Annotated in this window: 26 protein-coding genes; 20 read left to right on the forward strand and 6 right to left on the reverse strand. The window is 39.8% G+C overall.

Annotated elements, in window-relative coordinates; all coding sequences use genetic code 11:
* The first annotated feature begins 68 nt into the window (after positions 1–68).
* The 4 genes from lysA (at position 69) to xerC (ending at position 3834) form a co-directional block, all read left to right on the forward strand.
* Positions 69–1322 carry a diaminopimelate decarboxylase gene (gene lysA / locus Q1K78_RS06280; protein ID WP_300175546.1) on the forward strand — a complete coding sequence of 418 codons (1254 nt, stop codon included), beginning with the start codon at positions 69–71 and terminating at the stop codon, positions 1320–1322.
* 79 nt (positions 1323–1401) lie between these two features.
* Positions 1402–2232 carry a diaminopimelate epimerase gene (gene dapF, locus Q1K78_RS06285; RefSeq protein WP_300175548.1) on the forward strand — a complete coding sequence of 277 codons (831 nt, stop codon included), beginning with the start codon at positions 1402–1404 and terminating at the stop codon, positions 2230–2232.
* Positions 2229–2930, forward strand: a complete 702-nt coding sequence (locus tag Q1K78_RS06290; RefSeq protein ID WP_300175550.1) for a DUF484 family protein — start codon at positions 2229–2231, stop codon at positions 2928–2930. Before dapF ends, Q1K78_RS06290 begins: the two co-directional genes overlap by 4 nt.
* On the forward strand, positions 2923–3834 hold the full coding sequence (gene xerC / locus Q1K78_RS06295; protein ID WP_300175552.1) for a tyrosine recombinase XerC: 912 nt from the start codon (positions 2923–2925) through the stop codon (positions 3832–3834). Before Q1K78_RS06290 ends, xerC begins: the two co-directional genes overlap by 8 nt.
* Positions 3835–3991: 157 nt before the next feature.
* Here xerC and Q1K78_RS06300 read toward each other — a convergent pair whose 3' ends face one another.
* Positions 3992–4789 (reverse strand): Cof-type HAD-IIB family hydrolase, encoded by a 798-nt coding sequence (locus tag Q1K78_RS06300; protein WP_300175554.1) that lies wholly within the window; start codon positions 4787–4789, stop codon positions 3992–3994.
* A gap of 120 nt (positions 4790–4909) precedes the next feature.
* A complete protein-coding gene (locus Q1K78_RS06305) occupies positions 4910–5887 on the reverse strand; it encodes an alpha/beta fold hydrolase (RefSeq protein ID WP_300175556.1) in 978 nt (325 codons plus the stop codon).
* 323 nt (positions 5888–6210) lie between these two features.
* On the opposite strand from Q1K78_RS06305, the gene Q1K78_RS06310 reads away from it, so the two are divergent.
* Positions 6211–7425 (forward strand): HDOD domain-containing protein, encoded by a 1215-nt coding sequence (locus Q1K78_RS06310; protein ID WP_300175558.1) that lies wholly within the window; start codon positions 6211–6213, stop codon positions 7423–7425.
* A gap of 104 nt (positions 7426–7529) precedes the next feature.
* Here Q1K78_RS06310 and Q1K78_RS06315 read toward each other — a convergent pair whose 3' ends face one another.
* The 4 genes from Q1K78_RS06315 to hslR form a co-directional block, all read right to left on the reverse strand.
* Entirely contained in the window at positions 7530–9467 is a 1938-nt protein-coding gene (locus Q1K78_RS06315) for an AsmA family protein (RefSeq protein ID WP_300175560.1), read from the reverse strand.
* Positions 9468–9652: 185 nt separating this feature from the next.
* Positions 9653–11278, reverse strand: coding sequence for a phosphoenolpyruvate carboxykinase (ATP) (pckA, locus tag Q1K78_RS06320; protein WP_300175562.1), 1626 nt, complete (start codon positions 11276–11278; stop codon positions 9653–9655).
* Between the two features lie 347 nt (positions 11279–11625).
* On the reverse strand, positions 11626–12501 hold the full coding sequence (gene hslO, locus Q1K78_RS06325; RefSeq protein WP_300175564.1) for an Hsp33 family molecular chaperone HslO: 876 nt from the start codon (positions 12499–12501) through the stop codon (positions 11626–11628).
* A 94-nt stretch (positions 12502–12595) separates the two neighbouring features.
* Positions 12596–12997: a ribosome-associated heat shock protein Hsp15 gene (gene hslR, locus Q1K78_RS06330; RefSeq protein ID WP_300175566.1), complete on the reverse strand. Its 402-nt coding sequence runs from the start codon at positions 12995–12997 to the stop codon at positions 12596–12598.
* Positions 12998–13291: 294 nt separating this feature from the next.
* Between hslR and gspC the strand changes: the two genes are divergently transcribed.
* The 15 genes from gspC (at position 13292) to nfuA (ending at position 26775) form a co-directional block, all read left to right on the forward strand.
* A complete protein-coding gene (gspC, locus tag Q1K78_RS06335; RefSeq protein WP_300175568.1) occupies positions 13292–14188 on the forward strand; it encodes a type II secretion system protein GspC in 897 nt (298 codons plus the stop codon).
* A 32-nt stretch (positions 14189–14220) separates the two neighbouring features.
* Positions 14221–16251, forward strand: a complete 2031-nt coding sequence (gene gspD, locus Q1K78_RS06340) for a type II secretion system secretin GspD (protein WP_300175570.1) — start codon at positions 14221–14223, stop codon at positions 16249–16251.
* Positions 16251–17750 carry a type II secretion system ATPase GspE gene (gspE, locus tag Q1K78_RS06345; RefSeq protein WP_300175572.1) on the forward strand — a complete coding sequence of 500 codons (1500 nt, stop codon included), beginning with the start codon at positions 16251–16253 and terminating at the stop codon, positions 17748–17750. The genes gspD and gspE overlap by 1 nt, the downstream gene beginning before the upstream one ends.
* The gene (gene gspF, locus Q1K78_RS06350) at positions 17751–18968 is read left to right on the forward strand and encodes a type II secretion system inner membrane protein GspF (RefSeq protein ID WP_300175574.1); all 1218 of its coding nucleotides are present in this window, start codon (positions 17751–17753) and stop codon (positions 18966–18968) included. It begins immediately after the preceding gene.
* 62 nt (positions 18969–19030) lie between these two features.
* Complete coding sequence (gene gspG, locus Q1K78_RS06355; RefSeq protein ID WP_300175576.1) at positions 19031–19480, forward strand: type II secretion system major pseudopilin GspG; 450 nt, start codon at positions 19031–19033, stop codon at positions 19478–19480.
* A 34-nt stretch (positions 19481–19514) separates the two neighbouring features.
* Positions 19515–20108 carry a type II secretion system minor pseudopilin GspH gene (gene gspH / locus Q1K78_RS06360; protein ID WP_300175578.1) on the forward strand — a complete coding sequence of 198 codons (594 nt, stop codon included), beginning with the start codon at positions 19515–19517 and terminating at the stop codon, positions 20106–20108.
* Positions 20101–20475 (forward strand): type II secretion system minor pseudopilin GspI, encoded by a 375-nt coding sequence (gspI, locus tag Q1K78_RS06365; protein WP_300175580.1) that lies wholly within the window; start codon positions 20101–20103, stop codon positions 20473–20475. The genes gspH and gspI overlap by 8 nt, the downstream gene beginning before the upstream one ends.
* Entirely contained in the window at positions 20462–21130 is a 669-nt protein-coding gene (gene gspJ / locus Q1K78_RS06370; RefSeq protein WP_300175583.1) for a type II secretion system minor pseudopilin GspJ, read from the forward strand. The genes gspI and gspJ overlap by 14 nt, the downstream gene beginning before the upstream one ends.
* A gap of 2 nt (positions 21131–21132) precedes the next feature.
* Positions 21133–22158 (forward strand): type II secretion system minor pseudopilin GspK, encoded by a 1026-nt coding sequence (gene gspK, locus Q1K78_RS06375; protein ID WP_300175585.1) that lies wholly within the window; start codon positions 21133–21135, stop codon positions 22156–22158.
* Entirely contained in the window at positions 22127–23401 is a 1275-nt protein-coding gene (gene gspL / locus Q1K78_RS06380) for a type II secretion system protein GspL (RefSeq protein ID WP_300175587.1), read from the forward strand. The genes gspK and gspL overlap by 32 nt, the downstream gene beginning before the upstream one ends.
* Positions 23401–23892 (forward strand): type II secretion system protein M, encoded by a 492-nt coding sequence (locus Q1K78_RS06385; RefSeq protein ID WP_300175589.1) that lies wholly within the window; start codon positions 23401–23403, stop codon positions 23890–23892. The genes gspL and Q1K78_RS06385 overlap by 1 nt, the downstream gene beginning before the upstream one ends.
* Positions 23889–24650 carry a type II secretion system protein N gene (locus tag Q1K78_RS06390; protein WP_300175591.1) on the forward strand — a complete coding sequence of 254 codons (762 nt, stop codon included), beginning with the start codon at positions 23889–23891 and terminating at the stop codon, positions 24648–24650. The genes Q1K78_RS06385 and Q1K78_RS06390 overlap by 4 nt, the downstream gene beginning before the upstream one ends.
* A 9-nt stretch (positions 24651–24659) precedes the next feature.
* The gene (gene nudE / locus Q1K78_RS06395) at positions 24660–25211 is read left to right on the forward strand and encodes an ADP compounds hydrolase NudE (RefSeq protein ID WP_300175593.1); all 552 of its coding nucleotides are present in this window, start codon (positions 24660–24662) and stop codon (positions 25209–25211) included.
* A 5-nt stretch (positions 25212–25216) separates the two neighbouring features.
* The gene (gene cysQ / locus Q1K78_RS06400; RefSeq protein WP_300175595.1) at positions 25217–26035 is read left to right on the forward strand and encodes a 3'(2'),5'-bisphosphate nucleotidase CysQ; all 819 of its coding nucleotides are present in this window, start codon (positions 25217–25219) and stop codon (positions 26033–26035) included.
* A 155-nt stretch (positions 26036–26190) separates the two neighbouring features.
* Positions 26191–26775 (forward strand): Fe-S biogenesis protein NfuA, encoded by a 585-nt coding sequence (nfuA, locus tag Q1K78_RS06405; RefSeq protein ID WP_300175597.1) that lies wholly within the window; start codon positions 26191–26193, stop codon positions 26773–26775.
* Positions 26776–26821 lie beyond the last annotated feature (46 nt).

The raw sequence follows: 26821 nt of genomic DNA on the forward strand, positions 1-26821 counted from the left end.
GTAGCTAACTATTCATGTACTGAAATCTATAAAATAGAATAACTGAAAACTAGACAAGGAAGACGACATTGGATTATTTCAATTATAAGGATGATGGGCAGCTTTGGGCTGAAGACCTACCTGTAGCACAATTGGCGGAACAATATGGTACCCCATTGTATGTGTATTCTCGTGCGACATTAGAACGTCATTGGAATGCATTTGATAGCTCGGTAGGTGAGCACCCTCATCTTGTGTGTTACGCCGTTAAAGCAAATTCAAACATCGGAGTATTGAACGCACTTGCTCGTCTAGGTTCAGGTTTTGATATTGTTTCTCAAGGTGAACTGGAACGTGTTGTTGCAGCCGGTGGAGATCCAACAAAAGTGGTATTTTCTGGTGTTGGTAAAACAGCCGTTGAAATGCGTCGAGCATTAGAGCTAAAAATTAAATGTTTTAATGTTGAATCGGAGCCAGAGCTTGAGCGCTTAAATACCGTCGCTGCTGAAATGGGGGTGATTGCGCCAATTTCATTGCGAATTAACCCAGATGTTGATGCTAAAACACACCCATATATCTCGACAGGATTACGTGATAATAAATTTGGTATTGCGTTTGATCGCGCTCCTGAAGTGTATAAGTTTGCACAAACACTATCGAATTTAGACATCCAAGGTATCGATTGTCATATTGGTTCTCAGTTAACCGATCTTACACCATTTATTGATGCTACTGATCGTCTTCTTGCTTTGATAGATGATTTAAAAGCACAAGGTGTAAATATTCGACATCTTGATGTTGGTGGTGGTTTAGGGGTGGTTTATCGTGATGAATTACCGCCACAACCATCAGAATATGCGACTGCTTTATTAAGTCGTTTAGCGGGTTATGAAGAGCTTGAATTGATTTTCGAACCGGGCCGTGCGATTGCAGCGAATGCCGGTATTTTAGTAACGAAAGTAGAGTTTTTAAAACACACAGAACACAAAAACTTTGCCATTATTGATGCGGCGATGAACGATTTAATGCGTCCTGCGTTATATCAAGCATGGCAAGATATCGTGCCTGTAGCACCCCGTGAAGGCGAAGCTCAAAGCTATGATTTAGTTGGTCCTATTTGCGAAACGGGTGATTTCTTGGGTAAAGATCGTGATTTAGTTCTCGAAGCTGATGACTTGCTTGCAGTTCGTTCGTCTGGAGCCTATGGTTTTGTGATGTCATCAAACTATAATACGCGTACTCGCGCCGCAGAAATAATGGTTGATGGGGACCAAGTTCATCTCGTTCGTAAGCGAGAAGAGTTAAGTTCTTTATGGGAACTAGAATCCATCCTACCAAACTAACTTAAATTAAAGAGCAAGGATCTTAAGGTTACTTGCTCTTTTGGTCTTCAACCTAAAAATATAAAAAAGAAGAACAACTATGCACTTTCATTTTTCTAAAATGCACGGGCTTGGCAATGACTTTATGGTGGTTGACTGCTTAACTCAAAATATTTTCTTTTCACCGGATTTAATCCGTCGTTTAGCCGATCGTAACCGTGGGATTGGTTTTGATCAGCTATTGGTGGTTGAAGCCCCCTATGATCCTGAAACTGATTTTCACTACCGTATTTTTAATTCTGATGGCACAGAAGTAGAGCAATGTGGTAATGGCGCTCGTTGTTTTGCTCGTTTCGTACGAATGAAAGGTCTGACCAATAAAATCAGTATTTCGGTTAGTACCAAAAAAGGCAAAATGACATTAAAAGTGGAAGATGATGATCAAATTACGGTAAACATGGGTGAGCCAGTATTTGAACCAAATAAAATTCCATTTAAAGCAACCCAAGCTGAGAAAACCTATTTACTGCGTGCAGAAGATAGAACGCTTTTCTGTGGTGCGGTAAGTATGGGTAATCCACACTGTGTCACCGTGGTTGATGATATTGATAATTATGACGTTGATAAATACGGACCGTTAGTTGAGGGCCATGAACGTTTCCCTGAGCGTGTGAATGCAGGCTTTATGGAAATCGTATCGCCAAATGAAGTGAAATTACGTGTTTATGAACGTGGTGCTGGCGAAACTCAAGCGTGTGGCAGTGGTGCGTGTGGTGCGGTTGCTATTGGTATCATGCAAGAATTATTAGGTGAAGACGTAAAAGTCTATCTACCTGGTGGTGATTTACAGATTTCATGGAAAGGCCCTGGCTATCCGTTGTTTATGACTGGCCCTGCTACCCATGTTTATGATGGTCAATTATCAATATGAATGACGTAACACCAATCGAGCCGCTACCCACTCAGCTTACTGAAGACGTAGTTGCTCAATTTTTAATGGATCATCCTGATTTTTTTCAGCAGTATCCAGAACTACTTGGACGAATTAAAGTCGACACGCCTGAGCGAGGCGTGATTTCTTTAGTTGAAGTGCAGGTCAGTAAATTACGTGATCGTATCGGTGACTTAGAAGAGGAAATCACTCAACTCATGTCACTTGCAGCAAAGAATGATCGCCTATTTCATGATTTTGCTAATGTACAAAAACAATTGCTCGCGTGTGAGGGCTTTTCTCAAGCGGCAAAAATCATTGAGCAGAAAGCGCTTTCTCTAGATTTAACCGCACATATTAAAATCATTGATCATTCTCACCCTAAGTATCATGTAGATAAAACCGTACTCGATAATTTTATTAAAAAGTTTTTGAATGGACATTCTGCTTATTTAGGACGCTTGCGTAAAGCTGAGCGTGATAGCTTATTGGCCTATGGTGGGCTCGACCATTCAAGTGCAGAATTAGGCTCGTTTGCTATTCTTCCATTAGGTCAATCTCAACCTATCGGGGTTATGGCTTTTGCTAGCCGTGATGGTCGGCATTTTGAACCGAATATGGATACCTTATTTTTAGAACAGCTGGTTAGTGTGTTCCATTATTTATTAATGCAATGGTCGAAATTTTCTCATGAGTGATGTGCTTCCTCTTCAATATTCAAAACACCTTGATGCCTTTTATGAATTCTTACGTAATGAAAAAGGCTTAAGTATTTATACTCAACGCAGTTATAAACGCCAATTAACAACGATTGCAGAGCAATTGGTTGAGCTAGGTGTTGAGTCTTGGCAAGACGTAGATGCAGGCTGGGTGCGACAAATTACCAGTAAAGGTATGCGTTCAGGGTTGAAAGCGAGTAGCTTATCGACTCGATTATCCTCACTGCGCAGTTTTTTTGATTTTCTTGTATTACGTAATATATTAGCAGCAAATCCTGCTAAAGGCGTTTCTGCCCCTCGTAAATCTCGCCCATTACCAAAAAATATCGATGTGGATGAGATGGGGCAGTTATTAGAAATAAATGGAGATGATCCATTATCGATTCGAGACCGAGCGATGATGGAGTTGATGTACGGTGCGGGTTTGCGTTTGGCTGAATTAGTGGGCATTGATGTTCGTGATATTCAATTACGTCAGGGTGAACTACGAGTCATTGGTAAGGGCGATAAAGAACGTAAAGTCCCTTTTTCTGGCCAAGCCAAAGAATGGCTAGGGCATTGGCTACAAGTACGAAATCAATTAGCAAAACCAGAAGAGAAAGGATTGTTTGTTTCTAAACTTGGTGTTCGTATTTCTCACCGTAATGTGCAAAAACGAATGACAGAGTGGGGAATGAAACAGGGGGTAAATAGTCATATTAGCCCGCATAAATTACGTCACTCATTTGCAACGCATATGCTTGAATCAAGTGGTAATCTACGAGCAGTACAAGAGTTGTTAGGACATCAAAATATTTCAACGACGCAAATCTACACTCACTTAGATTTTCAACATCTTGCTCAAGCGTATGATAAAGCCCATCCAAGAGCGAAGAAAAAATAACAAAGTGATCGGATGGAAATAGAAAAAGCCAGATGAGTAAAATTACGCATCTGGCTTTTTTATGCCTGCTTACTTTTAATTTGATTTTTATGTTAACTACTTGTTTTTAAATAGTGGTTAACCAGTTGGCCTATGATAGGCCAACTAGTCGGTAAGCTTATTTTAACAATAGATCTTCTAAGTAATGAGCAACCGCTTCATCTGCAGATGAGCCGATAACTTCATTATTTGGCAGTGCTTTTTTTACTTTCTCATGCGATGTCCCCATCACAATCCCTTTGCCTGCCATGCTCAACATTTCATAGTCATTCATGCCATCACCAAAAGCGATGCAGTTCTCTAAGGTCTTACCTAATAATTTAGCAACGGCTTCTAATGCTGCGCCTTTTGATACTTCAGATGCCATTACTTCTAAACACCAAGGTGTAGAAAATGCCACCATGAGTTGGTCACCAAATTGCGCTTTTAATTGTGTTTCATATTGAACTAAATAGTCATGCTCTGGCATAGTCACAAAGATTTTTGCCATGTTTTCAACAGGTGGGTTTTCAACATCAAATAAAGTATAAGTAAAACCACTGTCATGGAATTTTTTTAATTCTTCGTCTTCTTTATGGATAAACCATTTATCATCTGAGTACATATGAATAGATAACAATTCATCATGTTTTAGTAGGTCCAATACTTGTGGAACTAAATTTTCAGGTAGGTTTTTGCTGTAAATAAGGGTGTCATCTGCATCATGAACACGCGCGCCATTAGAAGTGATCATGTAAGCAGGAATACCCACGTCATTACGAATATTGCCAACATCAATATGATGACGGCCAGTTGCAAAAATAAACGTGAATCCTTGTTGATGAAGTTTATTGAGTGTCTTTTTTGTGAAGTCAGCAATTTTGTGTTCTGGAGTAAGCAGGGTGCCGTCAAGATCAGATGCAACGATAGTAATCATAAAGCCTCAGGAATAAAGAATAGATTTAAAAATAACTGAGTTCAGTTTACGTCACTTTATAAAGAAAAAAGAGGGTAAAGATAACAATATTGCTTTTCCTCTTTTTACTTTAGTAAGGCATCACATTTCTGATGGTGAACTATGATGTTGGAAAAAATTGATGATTTCAGAGAGAGCTTGATTACGACAACTATCGGATTCAAACAGAATTTCATGCTTCGCATTTTTAATCGTGATGAGCTGGCAATTGGGCGCTTTTTTTTGAAAAGCGACATGAGCATTATTATCGACGATACGGTCATTATCTCCCTGTAATAATAGGGTTGGAATAACACAAGATGCCGCTTGCTCAATACAGCGCTTTGATCCTTTTAGCGCTTGAGCCACCCAATGATTACTCGGGCCACCAATTTGCAGTTCTGGTCTTGAAGCGTATAGATCTCTAAACCATTGATAACGGGTCTCACTAGTGGTAAGCGTATTATTTAGGAAAGGCTTCGCATGGTAAGGTTCTTGCCCTAATGCGTAAGTAGGCTGTGAAGCCCAACGACTTAAGTAGTGGCTTACAGTCCCTGCTATCGGCTTTAACCAAGGTTCAATATAAATGCCATGCATTGGAGCACTTAACGCTAATGCTGAATATGGATGCGAGTGAGTTTCTACGTATTGAGTGGCAATGGCTCCGCCCATGGAGTGGCCGAGTAAATAGCAATCTTGATAATTTTCAGGCGTAATGAGGTGTTGAGTCATGTTATTTAGATCCAACACATAATCATTAAAATCGTCGATATGACCAATATCGCGGTTTTCTGTTAATCGGTCAGATAAGCCTTGTCCACGATGATCAAATGAATAAATATCATAACCTTGGCAAAAAAGATCATAAAACAGTTCTTGGTATTTATAAACACTCTCTATACGCCCGTTAACAACCATAATGGCTTTATGATTAGTAGGACGAGTAAAAGAAACCCAATGAAGCTGAGTCTCTTTTTTACCTTGATAAAACCCATGTTGGCGTCTTTCCCAAAAAGGAGTAACGTGATTTTTCATTGTTTCAAAATAATGAGATTCTTGAGTAAAAATATTCTCTTTCATTGGGCTCACAACATGGCAATAAATAGTTGGTTAATATCAATTATATACTCAACCAACCATAAGATGCAGGTTTCAATCTTTATCGACTTACAGACAGACAGAATACATTGATTGTCCTTTTTCGGTTATTTGTCTGGAGTAATGGTATATCCTGAGGTTTTCTTGCGTGATAATTAACCAAATGTATATTTTTTTTTAGGTGATTCGATTATCATGCGTATAAATAAACTTACCATTTGCCGTTCTTTTCTTTAGGTGTAGGCGTTCATGCCGATATGGTTATAATGACACTTGTTCCTTTAACAGGATATCGCTTTTAAGTTATGTATGCATACGTTGCCCGACAACCGATACTTAATCGGAAAAAACAGACGATAGGGTATGAGTTACTTTTTCGTGATGGTGAGACTAATGCGTTTCCTAATATGGAAGCGAATCAGGCCACGTGCCGATTATTAGTTGAAAACTTTATGTCGGCGGGCAGTAATCCTGCATTAGAATCTCCTCGTAGTTTTATAAACTTCCCCCAAGAGTCTTTGATTTCTCTTATCCCTACGGCTTTTCCTAAGGGTAAAATTGTCGTTGAAGTATTAGAAAGCTGTATTCCTAATGATGAGCTTTTTAGTGCTATTAAGCACCTTCATCGAATGGGCTATATTATTGCTCTGGATGATTTTAGTTTGGATTCGGAGTGGGATCGTTTTTTACCTTATTCGCATATTATTAAATTAGATATTATGCAATTGGGAATAGACACTGCGTGTGAGTACGTTAAAACGCATAAGCAGCAAGGTTGTAAACGCCATTATTTAGCCGAGCGTGTTGAGACCAACGAAGAATTTCAGCAAGTATTTGAGGCGGGTTTTTATTTTTTCCAAGGTTACTTTTTTAGTAAGCCTGAGATAATTAAAAATCGCGTGGTAAAATCTGAAGAATTGCTAACGATGCAACTGTACCAGGAAGTGTGTCGCGAAGAGGTCAATTTTACTCGCATAGAGCAACTGATCTCTCAAGATGTTTCTTTGTCATATCAACTTCTTAAGTTTGTAAATACCGCTTCAGTTCGACTTGAACAGCCGATTTCGTCATTTAAACAAGCATTGGTGTATCTTGGTGAAGAACAGATAACAATATTTGTTACTTTAGTCGCGACAGCGCACGCTGCGATTAATAAACCTAAAGAGCTTTATAAGCAGTCTTTAATTAAAGGCCGCTTCTGTGAGTTAATGATCTGCCGTTGCCAAAATGGAACCCCAGGGCAACAAGCTTTTATTGTCGGATTATTTTCACTACTTGATGCGTTATTGGACCAAAAGCTTGATGACGTGTTAGAACACTTATCATTAACAAAAGAAATCGAACAAGCCATTTTACTTAGGCTCGGCTTGTTAGGCTCGATGTTGGAATTGTATGAAAGCATTGATACCGGTAATTGGGATAAGATAGATCAAATTAGCAGATTACTTGGTTTTTCACCTAAAACAGTAGAGAAAACGTATCAAGATGCAGAGCGGTGGTATCAAACTATTTTTAGCTAAGTCGCGATATTAATTTTAGTCGTTATCTGAAAAAGCCCCATCAATATTATGTTGTCAGAGACAGAATTGATGGGGCTTTTTTATTTTATCAAGGCCGTTTTTTACTACTGACAATAATTAATGATGGTCACTTCTTCTGAAAATAGTTTTTGCACTAATTGGTGGCACTCTTGAGTTATCGAGGTGATCGTTTTTGCGTCTCCAGGATTTACTAAGTCGTAATCACCTTCAACGTTGTAGTTAAAACCTTTCCCTGTCATCGTTATTGGCTGAATGGAAATACGTCCACGATTCGCGGTAATAGTAATAGGGTCGATATGTATTGGATATTGGGCCGCAGGGATTTTTTCTTGATCCTCATCTGGGATTAATCCCAGTTTATATTGCCATAACTCTTGAGCTGTCTTTGTGGTTATCATGTCTCTAGTATTGATGTTCAATTCGCCATTAAAGCTGTAATTAAAACTGTCTCTATTAGCGGCAAGGCCATTTGCATTAAGGGTGAATTCAGCTACACCATCGAGAGGTATGGTATTTGGGAAGAAGGTTGTCAGATAACTGATAGGCAATCCGTCTCCATAGGCTTCTAATTGCCAAGGCTGGCTGTCTTGAGTTAAATGAATGTTACCATTTAATCCGACAAGTCCTTCAGCCAAGGGAAATAGTGCGCGATCTATTGTCCATAATCCGTTTTCAGCGTTCATTTCTATCAATAGTTGCTGACTTAATAGGTAATTAAAACTGGCACTAGAGGCACTAAGAGATAACTTCCCATCCCACAGACCCCATTGATAATAACGCAATAAGTCGAGGTCATGACCTTCTGAATTTATTCCTGAAACTTGATAAGGGTGTTCATTATCCAGCTGAATCAGTTGGATGTTATTAACGTCAAGTTCCGCTATTTTAACTTGCTGAAGTTGCTTGATGTATTTTTGGATTGCAGCAACTTCTGTCTCATTAAGTAACCATTTTATTTGGCTTAACGTTAGTGATGTTAGATTAATCGCTGTCGGTGAAATTTTACCTGCAAGTTGAATATTGCCATCAAAAATATCAAAAGAAAGCGTTGAAATATTGGCCTCTTTACCATTCAATATTAGGTTAAATATAGGCATTTCAATAACGTGTTCATTCCAGACTAAGCTATCGGCATTGAAAGAAATATTAGCGTTACTTTGTTGCCATAAATGATAAGGCAGCAGTACGTTTTCAGCAGATAGACTTAAATTGTTTACTGAGAATTGAGGAAGTTCAACATTGATATCTAATAGATCAATTCGTTCAAATTGATAAGTAAAATGTTGTTGAGATAACCACGCTAATGGTTTGCCAATGATGTCGGCATTATCAGATTCTAAATTAAATTTACGCAAGGTAAATTGAGGGATAACCCATAACTTATTTTCTTTTAGTTCAGCTTGAGCGGTGATGGTGCTATCTCTCCATGTGAGAGAAATACCATGTAGTGCAGTGTAATCTTCACTGTAATAACCATCAATTAATACATCATCAAGCGCTTCGCCTTGCCAATATAATTGTTGAGTTGAGAACTGGAAATCACCTTCAAATGGTAATGTTTTTTCTTTCTCAATTGACCAATTAGTTAGCTGAGCCTGTGCGTCACGAATCACCAAATCGTCATTGGCAAAATCTAAATTAGAAATACTCAGTTGAGCGATTGAAATCCAATCGGCACGTTGTGTGTTTGGTAATCCATTTTGTAGGCTTAGGCCATCAATTTTGATGCTATCAAACGCCAACTTACCTTGTTGTATAGGGTGCTGAGAAAGCCAAAAATCAACGCGCTGTATTATTAATTCATTGTCAGTGTGAATGGTGATCTCTGAAATTGTGAGGTGCAGAGGATCTTGAATGGAGTAGTTTAGCTCCCCAAAAGATATTTTTTGGTCTGATAATTTTTCAACAAGTGGATTTAATAGTGGTTGAGCATAAGGTGTATGCAAAAGGGATAAAAATGTGACCACAGAGAGTAGACAGAAAGTGATAAGCCAGCCTAGGCTTTTCAGCGTGGTGTACATTGTTAACTCCAAAAAATAAATAGGAATAGAAAGAGTGGAGTAAAAGTGAGATGCAATCAAGCTATTGTGGTGGTTTACTCAGTAATAATCACTGTTTCTTTCTGACTTTCATTGAAAATATGGAGGGGTAATGAAAAAGCCCTACTGAAAAGTAAGGCTTAAATCTATCGATGGATTAACTTGGGCTAGTTAAGTTGAGGGCCTGCTTTTACTAAGGCCTTACCTTCATCGTTATCTGTGTATTGAGCAAAGTTTTTGATAAAACGCTGTGCAAGATCTTCGGCTTTGCTGTCCCATTGTAGGGGGTCAGTGTAAGTATCACGCGGATCTAAGATTGAGGTATCAACACCCGGTAGTGATGTTGGAACTTCAAGGTTAAATACTGGGATGTTTTTGGTTTCAGCATGGTCAATTGACCCATCTAAAATTGCATCAATGATTGCGCGAGTATCTTGGATTGAGATACGTTTACCTGTGCCATTCCAGCCAGTATTGATGATGTAAGCTTCTGCGCCTGCTGCTTCCATACGTTTAACTAATACTTCAGCGTATTGTGTTGGGTGCAGAGTTAGGAATGCTGCACCAAAAGCCGCAGAGAAGGTTGGTGTTGGTTCAGTAATCCCTCGTTCAGTACCAGCAAGTTTTGCAGTAAATCCTGAGAGGAAGTGATATTTCGTTTGTTCTGGCGTTAGTTTTGCTACAGGAGGTAGAACACCAAATGCATCTGCTGTTAAGAAAATAACTTTATTCGCATGGCCTGCTTTTGATACTGGCTTAACGATATTATCAATGTGATAAATAGGGTAAGAAACACGAGTGTTTTCTGTTTTTGAACTGTCATCAAAATCAATCGTGCCATCGTTACGAACGGTTACGTTCTCTAACAGCGCATCACGACGAATTGCGTTATAAATATCAGGTTCAGCTTCTTTTGATAGGCGAATTGTTTTAGCGTAACAGCCTCCTTCAAAGTTAAAGATGCCATCATCATCCCAGCCATGCTCATCATCACCAATTAGTTGGCGTTTTGGATCGGTTGATAGTGTGGTTTTACCTGTACCAGATAAACCAAAGAATACCGCTACATCCCCTTCTTTACCCACGTTTGCAGAGCAGTGCATTGAAGCAATGCCTTTGAGTGGAAGAAGGTAGTTCATCATTGCGAACATGCCTTTTTTCATTTCACCGCCGTACCAAGTACCACCGATGATTTGTACGCGCTCTGTTAAGTTGAACGCAACAAAGTTTTCTGAATTTAATCCATGCTCTACGTAATTCGGATTAGTGACTTTAGCACCGTTCATCACGACAAAATCAGGTTCAAAAGTAGCAAGTTCTTCTTCTGTTGGTCGAATGAACATGTTTTTTACAAAGTGAGCTTGCCATGCAACTTCAGTAATCACTCGAACACTCAAGCGAGTATCAGGGTTTGCACCACAATAACCATCAATGACAAACAGACGTTTACCTGATAGTTGTTCTGTTACTAAGGCTTTTAGATCATCCCAAACGGCTGGAGTGATGGCTTTATTGTCGTTTTTACCTTGATCAGACCACCAAAGTGTATTTTTAGTCGTGTCATCTTTAACAATGTATTTATCTTTTGGGGAGCGACCAGTAAAGATCCCTGTATCTACCGAAACCGAGCCAAGCTCTGTCATTACACCACGCTCATAGCCTTCTAGGTCTGGACGTGTTTCTTCTTCAAACAGTTGTTCATAACTTGGATTACGCAGTACGTCAGTAACACCAGTTAGACCATGTTTAGTCAGATCAAGCTGCGTCGCTTTTTTGTGTTCCATAACAGTCATAGGAGCTCCTTAAAGGAATTTTGTAGGGATTTTAATATTTTTAATATTTTTTAATTATTTATGTTCTGCTAAACATGCTAACAATGGGGTAAATTGAAAACAGCGAGATGAATCATAAAATAACCATAAAGTAGTAATGGTTGTTTAATCATCATCACAAAATAGCAATAGCCCTATTCTACTCTTAAAGAAATCGTTTGCGCTAGATGTAATTGATTATTATTTAAACAAAATTAAGTGTGGATAAGTGGAATAAAAAACGTGGTTTATATCAAATTTAGTTATAAAAAAAACCAACCTAATGGCTGGCTTTTGCAGTAAATAATTAACTTATTCTATGCGGCAAATTAATGAACGGTGTCATTACCTGTTGTTGCTTCTTCAAAAATATGAGCAACATCGATACTGTCAAAGTCGTAGCTGGTACCACAGTAGTCACAATGAAGAGAGACCTTACCTTCGGTTTTGACGATGTCATCAACCTCAGCTCTTTCAATGGTCACAATTGCACCGGCACTGCGTTCACGAGAACAGCCACAGAAGAACTCAACATGTTGAGGTTCAAACAACTGTACTTTATCTTGGTTGTATAAACGGTACAGTACGTCTTCGCCTTCTAGGCCAAACAGTTCTTCGTTTTTAATGGTATCTGTCAGTTGTTCTAAGTGCTCGAAGTCATCAGCAGAACCAGTACCGTCTGGCATAACTTGTAGCAACATACCTGCTGCATGAGGTTTGCCTTCAAATTCACCTAGGCGTAACCATAAGCGAGTTTTCAATTGTTCTGAACGCTCGAAATAACCTTCAAAACATGCCGCTAAATCTTTACCGTCAAGTGCAACAACACCTTGGTAACGCTCACCATCTTTTGGTGCGATAGTAATAACTAGGTAACCTTTACCCATTAACTGGTGCAGTGTGGCATCATCAGAAATTTCGCCATCAAAGCGAGCGACACCACGAACTTTTTGATCGTTATCGCCATTAATTACCACAAGAGAAACAGGACCGTCACCTTGAAGTTGAAGGGTAATCGAGCCTTCAAATTTTAATGTTGCAGTTAATAGTGTGGTTGCAACTAATAGCTCACCCAAAAGATTTTGTACTGCTTTTGGGTATTCCTTGCTAGAAATAATTTGTTGGTAAGCATCATCTAATTGAACCAATTCACCACGAACAGATAAATCTTCAAATAGGTAGCGATGCAATGTGTTATTTGCCATGAATACTCCAGCAATTGTATTAGAGGGGTTGTCGTTGTTTATAGTATAGCGAAGACAACCAATATAAATAAGGGATGAAACAGAAAGAGCGAGCTTACTGCTGCTTAAATCTCATAATATCACGTCGTTGTTTCTTATCTGGACGTTTATCTGGATGTGGGCTGCCTAGTGAATTGAGTTTGCGTAATTTTGCATTTTCTTCACGCTGTTTAATGCTGCTTTGTGTTTCTTTGTAAAGTGTTTGTGCAACTGGGGCACCACGGCGTTGATCAGACATAATCTCGATGATCACAATGATTTCTTCATTGTTGCCTTGACGAAGTTTTATTTCGGCTCCGACTTCAATCAATTTACTCGGTTTAGAACGTTGACCATTGTATTGAACTTTACCGCCATCAACCATATTGCGAGCAATGGAGCGGGTCTTATAAAAACGAGCTGCCCAGAGCCATTTATCGAGTCTTATTCCGTCGCTAGTATTGGATTTGGTACTCATTGTGTACACCTATTGTCCTATCTCTGTTTATTTAATGGTGTCTGGAATTTTTTTTTCAATCTTTTGGGGGGAATTAATCAAAATTCATATTCAACGAGAGTCATTAATGATAAATAGTGCTCTAATATAAATTTTTTTCAAATTACGTGATATGGCTACGAGTAATTTAATAAAGTTGCGCTATTTGCAGTAATAATACTGCGCTAACTTATAATAAATAGAGACATCAATTATCCTGTAAGTATTAAATACTTTAAGGAAAAAGAGGAAGATTAGGACTTAATGATAGCTAATATGAAAATCGATAAAATCCCTCAATATTGGTCAGTATATCAATCTACTATATCGAAAGGCCTAACCGTCGCTTTAGTGGCTTGCTTTGCATGGCTCTGTGGTTCTCTTTTTTGGTCGATATTAGCGCCACAGACCTCGGTATCCCAATGGTCACCAAAGGTTGTTGTTGTTAATTCATCAGCAAAGAAAAACAGTGATAATTCTTTATCTCCGTTATTAAACGGCCAAGTGTTCGGTCGTTTTAATGCTAAAAAAACAGTAGAACAACCAAAAGTTGTTGAAGTAAAAGAGGCACCTAAAACAAGATTGAATTTAACGTTGTCTGGTGTGGTGGCGAGTTCTAATCCTGCTTTAAGTTTGGCAGTTATTGGCAATCGAGGTAAGCAAAACACATACGGTATTGATGAAACCATTGATGATACAAGAGCAATGGTAAAGGCGATAAGTGCTGATCGTATTATTATTTCAAATAATGGTCGTGATGAAACCTTGATGCTTGAAGGGCTTGAGTACACCAAAGTATCGACTGAGAAAAATGCAACAGGCGGTTCAGGAACGGTCTTAGGGAATAATCGCCAAAATTCAAATCAAGATGAGTTAGATAAAATTCGAAAAGAAATGGCTGAAAACCCACAATCAGTATTGAAGTATATTCGCCTTTCTCAGGTGAGTAATGATGGGAAGGTTGAAGGCTACCGAGTTAATCCTGGTAAAGACAGGAAATTATTTGACTCAGTAGGTTTAAAACCTGGTGATATTGCAACAAGTTTAAATGGGATCGATTTAACCGATCCAGCAGCAATGAGTGCATTGTGGAAGAATATGTCAGAAATGACAGAGCTTAATTTAACCGTTCAACGTGACGGACAACTACATGACATCTTTATCGGTTTATAACGGGTAGATGAGAAAATGAATAAGGGTATATTGTGAAAAAGTGGACAGGCAAAGGAGCCTTATTACTTGCGGGTAGCATGATGTGGACATCGGCTATCGCAAATGACTTTAGTGCCAGCTTTAAAGGAACGGATATTCAAGAGTTCATCAATATTGTTGGTCGAAATCTAGAAAAGACCATCATTGTTGATCCATCAGTTCGAGGTAAAGTTGATGTTCGTAGTTATGATCTTTTAAATGAAGAGCAATATTACCAATTTTTTCTTAGCGTTTTAGAAGTCTATGGGTATGCCGTTGTAGAAATGGACAATGGCATTCTTAAAGTGATTAAAGATAAAGATGCAAAAACATCTGCGATTCCTGTGCTTGGCGCGAAAGACAATGTAACGGGTGACGCTGTGATCACGCGTGTTATTGCGGTTCGTAACGTCTCTGTTCGTGAACTTTCTCCTTTATTACGTCAACTTAATGATAATGCGGGTGCGGGTAACGTGGTTCATTATGATCCTGCCAATATCATCATGATCACAGGTCGCGCAGCGGTTGTTAATCGCTTGGCTGAAATTATTGAACGTGTTGACCAAGCGGGAGATAAAGGCGTTGAGGTGGTGGAACTGAAAAATGCTTCTGCCGCAGAAATGGTGCGTATTGTTGATGCGTTAAATAAAACTACCGACGCTAAAAATACCCCTGCTTTTTTACAACCTAAATTAGTGGCTGATGAGCGTACTAACTCTATTTTGATTTCGGGTGATCCAAAAGTTCGTAATCATCTTAAAAAATTAATTAAACAGCTTGATGTTGAAATGGCAACGAAAGGTAATAACCAAGTTGTCTATTTACGTTACGCCAAAGCCGAAGAGTTAGTCGATGTATTAAAAGGGGTTTCTGATAACCTAACCGCAGGCAAGGGGGGATCTCAAGGCGGAAGTTCAAGTAACCGTAGTGATGTGATGATCTCAGCTCACGTCGATACCAATGCGTTAGTAATCACTGCGCCGCCAGATGTTATGCGTGCAGTAAAAGACGTGATTGCTCAGCTAGACATTCGTCGTGCTCAAGTGCTGATAGAGGCGTTGATCGTTGAATTAGCAGAAGGCGATGGCGTAAACCTTGGTGTGCAATGGGGTAACCTAGAAACGGGTGCGATGGTCCAATACAGCAATACGGGCGCATCCATTGGTGCCACCATGGTAGGTTTGGAAGAAGCGAAGGATCAACAGAAAGTAGAGTATAAATTAGATAGTAATAATAATCCGGTGCCAGTCCAAACAACAACCGAAGGTGATTATACTGCACTTGCTTCGGCGTTAGGCGGCGTTCAAGGTGCTGCTGTTAGTATTATGATGGGCGATTGGGCGGCGTTGGTTACAGCGGTGTCTACTGATTCAAATTCAAACATTCTGTCGTCTCCAAGCATTACTGTAATGGATAACGGCGAAGCGTCATTTATTGTGGGTGAAGAAGTGCCAGTACTAACTGGCTCAACTTCTGGCGCAAATAATGACAACCCATTTCAAACCGTTGATCGTAAAGAAGTGGGTATCAAACTTAAAGTAGTACCACAAATTAACGAAGGTAACTCGGTTCGTTTAGATATCGAACAAGAAGTTTCTAACGTATTGGGTGCCAATGGTGCAGTTGATGTACGCTTTGCTAAGCGTCAGTTAAATACATCAGTCATGGTTGAAGACGGAAAAATGCTGGTACTTGGTGGTCTAATTGATGAACGTGCAATGGAAAGTGAATCGAAAGTCCCTTTCCTAGGTGATATTCCAATTTTAGGTTACTTATTCAAATCAACCAGTACTCAAGTTGAGAAGAAAAACCTAATGATATTCATCAAGCCAACCATTATTCGTGATGGCATGACGGCAGATGGTATTACTCAACGTAAATATAACTATATTCGTGCAGAGCAATTGTATAATGCAGAGAAAGGCTTGAAGTTAATGGATGATGCACATATTCCTGTACTTCCTAAGCTTGGAAAGGACATTCAACACCCTGCTGAGATCCAAGCTTTTTTTGAACAGTTTGATGATGAAGGTAAGGATAAGTAATGGCGAATCTGCTATTTCCTGACTCTACCGCTATCTTGCGTTTGCCTTTTACGTTTGCAAAAAGGCATTCCGTTGTTATTGAAGCCTGCGCTACGGGATGGGTGTTGTATTATGCAATTACCCCATCACCAATGGTGTTGTGTGAAATTCGTCGAGTATGTAAGGCGAGTTTTTCATTAATTCAGCTAACTAAAGATGAGTTTGATACTAAGGTGACCCAGGTGTATCAGCGTAATTCATCTGAAGCTCAGCAGTTGATGGAAGATATTGGTGCCGATAACGATGACTTCTTTTCTTTAGCGGAAGAGTTACCAGATAATGATGATTTATTAGAATCAGAAGACGATGCGCCTATTATTAAATTGATCAATGCCATGCTGGGTGAAGCGATCAAAGAAGGGGCGTCGGATATTCATATTGAGACGTTTGAAAAAGTATTGTCGATCCGCTTCCGAGTTGATGGTGTATTACGTGAGGTTATCAGCCCAAGTCGTAAATTAGCGCCACTATTGGTGTCACGTGTAAAAGTGATGTCAAAATTAGACATCGCGGAAAAACGTGTCCCACAAGATGGTCGTATTTCATTACGCATTGGTGGTCGAGCGGTCGATGTTCGTGTTTCCACCATGCCTTCTTCTCATGGTGAGCGTGTGGTAATGCGTTTATTGGATAAGAACGCGACACGCCTAGACTTAAACAGTTTAGGGATGGAAGCTAAGAACCATCAAAACTTTCAACATATTATTAAACGACCTCACGGTATTATTTTGGTTACTGGACCTACAGGTTCGGGTAAATCAACGACCTTATATGCGGGATTAGGGGAATTAGACAGTACTCAATCCAATATTTTAACGGTTGAGGACCCAATCGAATTTGATATTGATGGCATTGGGCAAACGCAAGTAAACCCAAAAGTAGACATGACATTTGCTCGTGGGTTACGTGCCATTCTTCGTCAAGATCCCGATGTGGTAATGATTGGTGAGATCCGTGATTTAGAAACCGCAGCAATTGCAGTTCAAGCCTCCTTAACGGGTCACTTAGTAATGTCGACACTTCACACCAATACTGCGGTTGGTGCGATAACTCGTCTTCGTGATATGGGAATTGAGCCTTTCTTAATTTCCTCTTCTTTATTGGGTGTTCTTGCTCAACGTCTGGTTCGTACCTTATGTAAGGAGTGTAAAACCCCTTCTCAAGCCGATGACGAGCAGAAAAAACTCTTTTCTTTATCACCATCCGATGATCTCGTGCTCTATAAACCAGTGGGTTGTGAACACTGTAATGGCAAAGGTTATCGTGGGCGTACCGGCATTCATGAATTACTGGTTGTCACTGAAAAAGTACAAGAACTAATTCATAAAGAAGCAGGCGAACAAGAGATCGAAAAAGAAGTGCGTAAGAATACGCGTGGTATTCAGCAAGATGGTTTATTAAAAGTACAACAAGGTATCACTACGTTAGAAGAGGTGATGCGAGTCACTCGGGAGGGATAAATGGCAGCATTTGAATACAAAGCCCTCGAAAAAAACGGCAAACAAAAAAAAGGCGTGATGGAAGGTGATAATGCTCGCCAAGTTCGTCAGCGTCTAAAAGAGCAAGGCCTTATTCCTGTTGAGGTGATTGAAACTAAATCTAAACAAAAGAAAAATGCATCTCAAGGGCTGAGCTTTAATCGTGGCATTAGCGTGAATGATTTATCGTTAATTACACGCCAATTAGCAACCTTAGTTCAAGCTGGTATGCCATTAGAAGAGTGTTTAAAAGCGGTCGCAGAGCAAGGCGAAAAAGCACACATTCGTAATATGATGATGGGCGTTCGTTCAAAAGTGATAGAAGGTTATCCATTAGCTGAAAGCTTTGGTGAATACCCTCATGTGTTTGATGATTTGTTTTGTTCCATGGTTGCTGCGGGTGAAAAATCGGGTCATTTGGATACGGTATTAAACCGCTTAGCTGATTACGCAGAGAACCGTCAAAAGATGCGCAGTAAATTACAACAAGCGATGATTTATCCAATCATGCTGACATTAATTGCGATAGCGGTTATCTCCTTTTTGCTTGCTACTGTGGTTCCTAAAATTGTCGATCAGTTTGTGAAAATGGGACAAGGGCTACCAACGGTGACTGAAATATTACTGGCTGCCAGTAATTTTGTTGTTCATTGGGGGCTTTTGGTTGTCGTTGCTGTTGTGCTGGTGATTGTTGGGGTGAAGTGGTTACTGACTAAGCCGCACTTACGTTTAGCGTGGGATAAAAAAGTATTACGACTTCCTGTTATTGGTAAAGTGGTTCGTGGTTTAAATACGTCTCGTTTTGCACGTACGCTATCGATCTGTACTTCTAGTGCCATTCCATTATTGGATGGCATGAAAGTCGCAGCAGACGTAATGAGTAATAAATATTTTAAACAGCAAGTGTTAGAAGCGGCCGATAATGTTCGTGAAGGGGCGAGTTTGCGAATTTCGCTTGAGCAAACAAAGTTGTTTCCACCAATGATGCTGCATATGATTGCCAGTGGTGAACAAAGTGGTGAGTTAGAGCAAATGTTAACGCGCTCGGCAGATAATCAAGATCGTGATTTTGAATCGTTAGTGAACATGGCTCTAGGTATTTTTGAACCATTGCTTATTGTTTTTATGGCTGGGATCGTTCTCTTCATTGTTGTTGCGACACTGATGCCAATTATCGAATTAAACAATTTAGTTGGGTAGCATTTGCTGCTATCTATTTTTGCTTTTATTTATATAGAATTTTTAACGTTAGGAGTTATTCCATGCAAGTCAATTCAGCTCACCGTAAACAAGGCGGCTTTACTCTTTTAGAAGTTATGGTTGTTATCGTTATTCTTGGTGTGTTAGCGAGCTTAGTTGTTCCAAACTTACTGGGTAACAAAGAGAAGGCCGATCAACAAAAAGCGGTCACCGATATAGTGGCACTAGAGAACTCATTAGATATGTACAAGCTAGATAACAGTGTGTACCCATCAACAGATCAAGGTTTAGATGCGTTAGTATCGAAACCATCAGCAACACCTGAGCCTCGTAATTACCGTGCTGATGGTTACATTCGTCGTTTACCAAATGATCCGTGGGACAACGAATACCAATATCTAAGTCCTGGCGATAACGGCACTATTGATATTTTCTCTCTAGGTGCTGATGGTCAAGAAGGCGGTGAAGGTGTAAATGCAGATATTGGCAACTGGAACATGCAAGACTTTTAATAAGTCGTAAGCTTATATTTAGATAAGAATAGTGATGAAAATAAAACGTGAGGTTGGGTTTACCCTAATCGAAATTATGTTGGTGTTGGTGCTGCTGTCGGTGAGTTCGATGGCGGTCATCATGAGTTTACCTGAAAGTAGTGACGATCAACTCGAAGAACAAGCCTCACGTTTTTATCAGTTAGTACAGCTTCTCAATGAGGATGCTTTACTCAACGGGATGGATTACGGCATCTATTTTAATCAAGAGCGACAAGAATATCGCTTTATGACATTGAAATCAGATGGTTGGCAGCCTCTTGAGGAAAGTCGCTTTTTTACCGAAGTGAAAATGGAAGATGAGATTACCTTTGAAATGGAACTCGGCGGCTCTGCATGGGCAGATGATGACCGCTTATTTGAACCTGGCTCTTTGTTTGATGAAGAGATGTTCGCTGATGTTGAAGAAAAGAAAAAACCTAAACCACCCCAAGTAATGGTGTTATCGAGCGGAGAGGTCACGCCATTTTTTATTCGTTTTTTACCTGCTAATGAGCGTGGCAATGTAGATGATAAAACGTGGTTAATTAAAGTAGATGAATCCGGTGTGATTACTCTGATCAAGCCAGGGGAAGAGATTGATGAGTAATCGTTCTTATCGTTCATTAAATAAGGGTATGACTCTACTTGAGGTGTTGGTTGCTCTGGCTATCTTTGCTACGGCTGCATTGAGCGTACTTCGCTCTGTAACTCAACACATTAATACCCTAAGTTATCTAGAAGAGAAGACCTTTGCTTCTATGGTGATTGACAATCAAATGGCACTAATGATGTTAGATAAGCCACCAACCTCGACTAAAAAAGGGGAAACCGAATTAGCGGGTCAAACATGGTATTGGACTATTGCACCAGTGAAAACGACCTCCGATATTTTAAAGTCGGTTGATGTGTCTGTTGCGACAACCAAAGATCAACAATCGCCCTTATTAACGGTAAGAACCTATGTTGCGCCGTAGTTCTAATTATCAGAAGTCACGAGGCTTCACGCTTATTGAAGTGATGGTCGCGATCTCAGTATTTGCCACCTTAAGTTTTTCTGCCTATCAAGTGCTAAACCAAGTGCAGCGCAGTAATGAGCAATCATTAGAGAAAAGTGAGCGGATTAAAGCCTTACAACGCAGTTTGGTTTTTTTAGACAATGATTTTCGTCAAATAGTCGCGCGACAATTTAGAACCAATGGAGAAAAAGCGGATGGCAAATTGGTGTCAGCTGATGAGTACTTATTGGATTCAGAATCGCAAGGCATTTTATTTGTTCGTTTGGGATGGAAAAACCCCCAGCAAGCGTTCCCTCGCGGTGAAATTACCAAAGTAGGTTATCGAGTTGTTGAAAATCAACTTGAACGATTATGGTGGCGCTATCCAGATACGCCAGTAGGACAAAAGCCAGTAGTGACGCCATTAATTGATGGTGTTGATGAGCTAAAGTTTGAGTTCTATGATGGTAAAAGCTGGCAAAAAAAATGGCAAATTAAAGATCAATTACCGCAAGCAACTAAGGTGATTGTGACGTTTAAAGATTATGGCGACATTGAACGAATTTATCTTACCTCTGGTTATAAACTGGATCAAAGTACTCAGAATAGTGATGACGTAGAGGGTGATGGTTGAGTATGAAAATCAACACTAAAATACAGAAACAGAAAGGTGTCGCATTAATCGTCGTCTTAATGTTGTTAGCCATAATGGCGACTATTGCAGCGCAAATGTCAGAGCGTTTATTTATTCAGTTTCACCGTGCCGAAAATCAGATAAATCATCAACAAGCCTATTGGTACACTATTGGTGTTGAAGCGTTAGCAAAAGCAGGAATAGAAGAAGCATACAAAGATGGTAACACCATCAATCTTAGCCAAATGTGGGCAACAGAAGAAACGACTTACCCACTTGATTATGGTGAAGCACTAGGTAGCGTTAAAGATAAGCAAGCTTGTTTTAATTTAAATGCACTGAGTAACATAGAGCCAGAGACTGATCCTTCTCAACGTCCATTTTTGGTCAAGGTTTGGATGAATTTATTAGAGTCTGTGGAGGTGGATAATTATTTAGCTGAAGTGATTGCCGATTCTAGTTGGGAGTTCATGGATAAAGATGATGTCGTCCGTTCAACGACAGGTGTTGAAGACAGTACTTATCAATCGTTTAAACCTGCGTATTTAGCACCAAATGGTTGGATTGCTGATGTCAGCGAATTACGAGCTATTAACGGGGTGACGGCGGATGTATTTACTGCCGTTTCGTCATTGGTATGTGCAATCCCAAGCGCAAATTGGTATTTGAATGTAAATACGTTACAGCCAGAGCAAGCAAAAATATTGGTGGCTTTATTCTCTCCTAATTTGAGTGACAGTGATGCACAAGAAGTATTAGAGAATCGGCCTTTTGATGGTTGGGCAAGTGTGGATGATTTTTTAGCAGAATCTGCGATCAGCCAAGTGGATGAAAAAACAATAAAAGAAGCTAAACCGTATTTATCAATAGATAGTCAGTTTTTTGAGTTAGATGCTCAAGTATTAGTAGAAGATTCGCGCGTACGTGTGCGTTCTTTATTGCATAGTAGTGATAAAAAAGTGGTGAACGTTATCCGTCGCCAATATGGAGGAATGAATGAGCGAACATCTGATAATAAGGCTGAATAATCAGTCGTCAGATCCCATTCAATGGATAGTCTGGTCACCAGAAAATAAAGCAGTGATTGCATCGGGAGAGTTGAGCTCTTCTGAAACGTTAGGGTCATTAACTCAGTACAGTGTGCAACGTAGTGTGTTAGTACTGTTACCAAGTAGCGATATATTATTGCGTGAAGTAACGATACCAGAAGGTGCTGCTCGACAGTTTCAGTCTATGTTGCCTTTTATTATTGAAGATGACTTAGCGCAAGATGTCGATGACTTACACATCGTTATTTTAAAGAAAGATAACAAAACAGCTCAAGTAGCGATTGTTGAACATCAAAAAATGGCGAAGTGGATCTCTTTGCTAGCAGATGCAGGTATTCACACTAAACGGTTACTTCCTGATGTATTGTCGCTGCCTTTTCACCAAGATGGTGTCGCAATGGTTGAACTTAATCAGCAATGGCTATTACGTTATGGTGAATATCAAGGTGCTATCGCGGAACCTGAATGGCTATCAATGCTCTTAGATGGTTTGGTGGCGCATGCTGTTCAAACGGCTGATGGCATTGTTGTTAAAGAAGAGAAGGAACAAGAAGAAAATGATGAGGTCGATGATGTGTCATGTTATGCACTTCATAGCTACTCTCCTTGCTCGATTGAAATTGAAAATACAAAGCATGTTCAAGAGACACCAGAGCTGGTTATGCAGCTGCTTGCAGAGGGGGCGTTAACGTCTAAAATTAACTTGCTAAATGGTCGCTATCGTCCTCAGTCTTCATGGCGTAAGCATTGGAGAATTTGGCAGAAAGTAATTTTAGCCTTTGGTTTAGTCATGATCGCTTTTGTTGCTCAACACGTTTCAGAAGTACAAAAGTTGGAACAACATAGCCTTGCGTTACGCGCTGAAAGTGAGCGTATTTTTAGAGATGTTTTTCCTGGTAAGCGTAAGATCCCAACGATGAGTTATTTAAAATCTCAAATGAAAAATGAAGAAGCACGCTTACAAGGTGGGTCTGGTGGAGATGATTTATTAGCATGGATGTCGGAGTTGACGCCATATTTAGTAAAAGTACCTCAAGTGAAATTGCAGAGCTTAAAATTTGATGGCAAACGCGATGAATTACGCCTACAAGCCAGTGCGTCAGATTTTCCATATTTTGAGCAATTAACGTCAGAGTTAAATACTAAGTTTGATGTTGAACAAGGGCAATTAAATAAAAATCAAGACCAAGTGTTTGGTGCGATTATTATTAGGAGAAAATAATGAAAGCCTTAATGACCTGGTGGCAAAGTATCTCACCGCGTGAGCGAGCATTAGTTGGTGGTGGCAGTACAGCATTAGTTATTGCTGCATTATATTGGGGGGGGATTAAGCCGTTAAATGATCGTGCTGAGATTGCCGAGAACCGAATTAATAGTGAACGAAGCTTGTTAACGTGGGTACAAAAGAAAGCCAATACGATAGTGACATTAAGAGGGGGGACTTCATCGACCTCGCAAGTGGCAATTCAACCAATGAATCAGGTGATCCCAAGCAGCACTCGTCAATTTAGAATTGAATTGATCCGCATGCAGCCTCGTGGTGAACAAATGCAAGTGTGGGTTAAACCACTGCCGTTTAATACCTTGGTAAATTGGTTAGCTTACTTACGTGATTCTCAAGGTATTAATGTTCAATTTTTAGATTTAAATAAAACCGACACTGAAGGAATGGTGGAAGTGAACCGTCTGCAATTAAGTCGAGAGGCATCATGAAGTTTAAATTATTGATCGCGACGGTATTCTCTACCTTCTTTACCTTTAGCTCTTTATTACACATTCCTATTCAATGGGTAGTGGATCAAGTACCGACAGTAAGAGGTTTAGAGTTAACGGGATTATCAGGAACACCGTGGAAAGGGCAAGTAGATTCTCTTTCTTGGCAACGAGTAAATTATGGCCAAGTTCAGTGGCAAATTGATCCATTGGCTATTCTAAAAGGACACGCTGTATTTTCTGTGCGTTTTGGTCGTGGCAGTGAATTGGAATTACGTGGAAAAGGGATCGTTGGCTACAGTGTTTCAATGGGAGCCTACGCTGAAGATATGGTGGTTTCTTTTCCTGTATCTAATGTGATGAATCGATTACCAATGGCATTGCCAGTGTCTTTACAAGGACAAGCTGAAGTCAGTATTACGTCTTTCCAACAAGGTCAACCATGGTGTAAGCAAGCGAGTGGTGAAGTAGTTTGGTCTGGTGGGAAAATTGTTTCACCATTAGGTAATATTGATCCTAAAACCGTGATTGCTGAAGTCACTTGTGTTGATAACAAAGTTACATTAAGCAGTAAGCAATCATCAGAAGATGTCGTTAGCCAGTTTGATGTAGTATTGAATCCTAACCGCTCTTATCAAGTAAATGGGTGGATCAAACCTGAGGCAAACTTTCCTTCTAGCTTGAGAAGTCAGCTTAAATGGCTAGGCAAGCCGGATGCAAAAGGGCAATATAAAGTAACTTATTCAGGACGTCTGTAAGGAAATACAATGGCTAAAAAACAATTGCCGACAATTTTAGATAAACGCGTTGAAGCACAATCAAAGTTGTTTTGTATTGAATCGGTAGATTTACGCTTTTCTAATGGGGTTGAACGCACCTACGAAAGAATGAAACCGAGTGGACGTCACGCCGTGATGATGGTGCCAGTGACTGAGCAAGGTGATTTATTGCTCGTTCGAGAGTACGCGGTAGGAACTGAAAGTTATGAACTGGGTTTTCCTAAGGGATTAATCGATCCAGGTGAGACACCTTTAGAGGCCGCAAGTCGAGAATTGAAAGAAGAAATTGGTTTTGGTGCAGAGACATTAACACCACTAAAAGAGTTGGTGTTAGCGCCATCATATTTCTCAAGTAAGATGACGTTATTTGTCGCTCAAGGTTTATATCCTGAACAGCTTGAGGGGGATGAACCTGAGCCGTTAGATATTGTTCGTTGGCCTTTAACGCAAGCGTCAGAGTTATTGCATCATCTTGATTTTTCAGAAGCAAGAAGCATCAGTGCGTTATTACTTGCTCAACAATTTTTAGCAAAGGAGTAATATTGATGAACTCTACACTTTCGCACCTACTTCCTGAGGTAATCAATATTGCGCGAGCGTCAGGTCAGCTTATTCTCGATATTTATGAGAAAGGTGATTTTGAAGAGTTTACCAAATCGGATGATACGCCTGTTACTAGTGCCGATTTAGCAGCTCATAAATTAATTATGGAAAAGTTATCTCAACTAACCCCCGACATTCCAATTTTATCAGAAGAAGATGCTGACATCGCACTAGAACAGCGAGAGAAATGGGATCGTTATTGGTTAGTTGATCCATTGGACGGCACACAAGAGTTTATCGCTCGCAGTGGTGATTTTGCGACGATTATTGCGCTGGTTGAAAATAATCGTCCTGTCATGGGGGTCGTTTATGGGCCAGTTTCTGGGGTGACGTATTACGCTTATGAAGGCAAAGGTGCATGGAAAATTCCAGATATGGATGACAGTATTCGTATCAGCACCTTGAAGCATGAAGAAGAAAAACAGCCAATTTCGATAGCAATAAGCCGTCGTCAGGATATCAATAATATTACACGTTGCATGAGCGCTGAATGGAATTATGATTTAGTTCCGCTAGGGTCCGCGGCATTAAAAGCCTGTCTTGTTGCAGAAGGTGCGGTGGATTGTTATTTACGTTTAGGCCCAACGGGTGAGTGGGATACAGCGGCAACACAATGTATTGTTCAAGAAGCGGGTGGTCGTATTTTATCAACGGAGCTTAAACCGCTGTCTTACAATGAAAGAGAGTCATTAGAAAATCCTAATTTTATTGTATTAGGTGATGAAAATTTACCGTGGAATAAAATCCTAACGTGCAAATGAGACCAACCAAAACAATTACTCATTCAAGTTCGTATAATTCGATCCAATCTTGATAAATAGATTATTAAAATTGCTATAATTTGAGGGTGGCACTCGAAAAAAATCATTTTTCAGAGTACAATCCTTAATCATACTAATTTAGTCAGGTATTACTTGTGTCTTCAATCAATATTACTGAAAGTGCCCAAGAGCATTTTGCAAAACTTCTAGTACAACAGCCAGAAGGGACAAACATTCGTATCTTCGTGGTTAACCCTGGGACTCAAAACGCAGAGTGTGGTGTATCTTATTGCCCACCAGAAGCAATCGAAGCGAATGATACTGAGCTGAAATTTGAAAAATTATCAGCGTATGTTGATGAGTTAAGCTTACCTTTCCTTGAAGATGCTGACATTGATTATGTTACTGACAAAATGGGTTCTCAATTAACATTGAAAGCGCCAAACGCAAAAATGCGTAAAGTAAACGATGATGCACCTTTGTTTGAACGTGTGGAATACGCAATTCAAACTCAAGTTAACCCACAACTTGCTGGTCACGGTGGCCACGTTAGTTTAATGGAAATCACTGAAGCAGGCATTGCGATTGTTCAGTTCGGTGGTGGTTGTAATGGTTGTTCAATGGTAGATGTGACTTTAAAAGAAGGCATCGAAAAAGAACTACTTGTTCAATTTGAAGGTGAACTAACAGCGGTTAAAGATTTAACTGAGCATGACCGTGGTGAGCACTCTTACTACTAAGAGTCTAATACCAATCAATGCATTAAAAAAAGGTGAGTAAGTGCTC

Source organism: uncultured Aliivibrio sp. (assembly GCF_946479765.1).
GTDB lineage: Bacteria > Pseudomonadota > Gammaproteobacteria > Enterobacterales > Vibrionaceae > Aliivibrio.

What these genes read in the sequence shown, in the direction of transcription:
- dapF (WP_300175548.1), top strand. Translation starts at nt 1,402, where the DNA reads ATGCACTTTCATTTTTCTAAAATGCACGGGCTTGGCAATGACTTTATG.
- Q1K78_RS06290 (WP_300175550.1), top strand. Translation starts at nt 2,229, where the DNA reads ATGAATGACGTAACACCAATCGAGCCGCTACCCACTCAGCTTACTGAA.
- xerC (WP_300175552.1), top strand. Translation starts at nt 2,923, where the DNA reads ATGAGTGATGTGCTTCCTCTTCAATATTCAAAACACCTTGATGCCTTT.
- Q1K78_RS06300 (WP_300175554.1), bottom strand. Translation starts at nt 4,789, where the DNA reads ATGATTACTATCGTTGCATCTGATCTTGACGGCACCCTGCTTACTCCA.
- Q1K78_RS06305 (WP_300175556.1), bottom strand. Translation starts at nt 5,887, where the DNA reads ATGAAAGAGAATATTTTTACTCAAGAATCTCATTATTTTGAAACAATG.
- Q1K78_RS06310 (WP_300175558.1), top strand. Translation starts at nt 6,211, where the DNA reads ATGTATGCATACGTTGCCCGACAACCGATACTTAATCGGAAAAAACAG.
- Q1K78_RS06315 (WP_300175560.1), bottom strand. Translation starts at nt 9,467, where the DNA reads ATGTACACCACGCTGAAAAGCCTAGGCTGGCTTATCACTTTCTGTCTA.
- pckA (WP_300175562.1), bottom strand. Translation starts at nt 11,278, where the DNA reads ATGACTGTTATGGAACACAAAAAAGCGACGCAGCTTGATCTGACTAAA.
- hslO (WP_300175564.1), bottom strand. Translation starts at nt 12,501, where the DNA reads ATGGCAAATAACACATTGCATCGCTACCTATTTGAAGATTTATCTGTT.
- hslR (WP_300175566.1), bottom strand. Translation starts at nt 12,997, where the DNA reads ATGAGTACCAAATCCAATACTAGCGACGGAATAAGACTCGATAAATGG.
- gspC (WP_300175568.1), top strand. Translation starts at nt 13,292, where the DNA reads ATGAAAATCGATAAAATCCCTCAATATTGGTCAGTATATCAATCTACT.
- gspE (WP_300175572.1), top strand. Translation starts at nt 16,251, where the DNA reads ATGGCGAATCTGCTATTTCCTGACTCTACCGCTATCTTGCGTTTGCCT.
- gspF (WP_300175574.1), top strand. Translation starts at nt 17,751, where the DNA reads ATGGCAGCATTTGAATACAAAGCCCTCGAAAAAAACGGCAAACAAAAA.
- gspG (WP_300175576.1), top strand. Translation starts at nt 19,031, where the DNA reads ATGCAAGTCAATTCAGCTCACCGTAAACAAGGCGGCTTTACTCTTTTA.
- gspH (WP_300175578.1), top strand. Translation starts at nt 19,515, where the DNA reads ATGAAAATAAAACGTGAGGTTGGGTTTACCCTAATCGAAATTATGTTG.
- gspI (WP_300175580.1), top strand. Translation starts at nt 20,101, where the DNA reads ATGAGTAATCGTTCTTATCGTTCATTAAATAAGGGTATGACTCTACTT.
- gspJ (WP_300175583.1), top strand. Translation starts at nt 20,462, where the DNA reads ATGTTGCGCCGTAGTTCTAATTATCAGAAGTCACGAGGCTTCACGCTT.
- gspK (WP_300175585.1), top strand. Translation starts at nt 21,133, where the DNA reads ATGAAAATCAACACTAAAATACAGAAACAGAAAGGTGTCGCATTAATC.
- gspL (WP_300175587.1), top strand. Translation starts at nt 22,127, where the DNA reads ATGAGCGAACATCTGATAATAAGGCTGAATAATCAGTCGTCAGATCCC.
- Q1K78_RS06385 (WP_300175589.1), top strand. Translation starts at nt 23,401, where the DNA reads ATGAAAGCCTTAATGACCTGGTGGCAAAGTATCTCACCGCGTGAGCGA.
- Q1K78_RS06390 (WP_300175591.1), top strand. Translation starts at nt 23,889, where the DNA reads ATGAAGTTTAAATTATTGATCGCGACGGTATTCTCTACCTTCTTTACC.
- nudE (WP_300175593.1), top strand. Translation starts at nt 24,660, where the DNA reads ATGGCTAAAAAACAATTGCCGACAATTTTAGATAAACGCGTTGAAGCA.
- cysQ (WP_300175595.1), top strand. Translation starts at nt 25,217, where the DNA reads ATGAACTCTACACTTTCGCACCTACTTCCTGAGGTAATCAATATTGCG.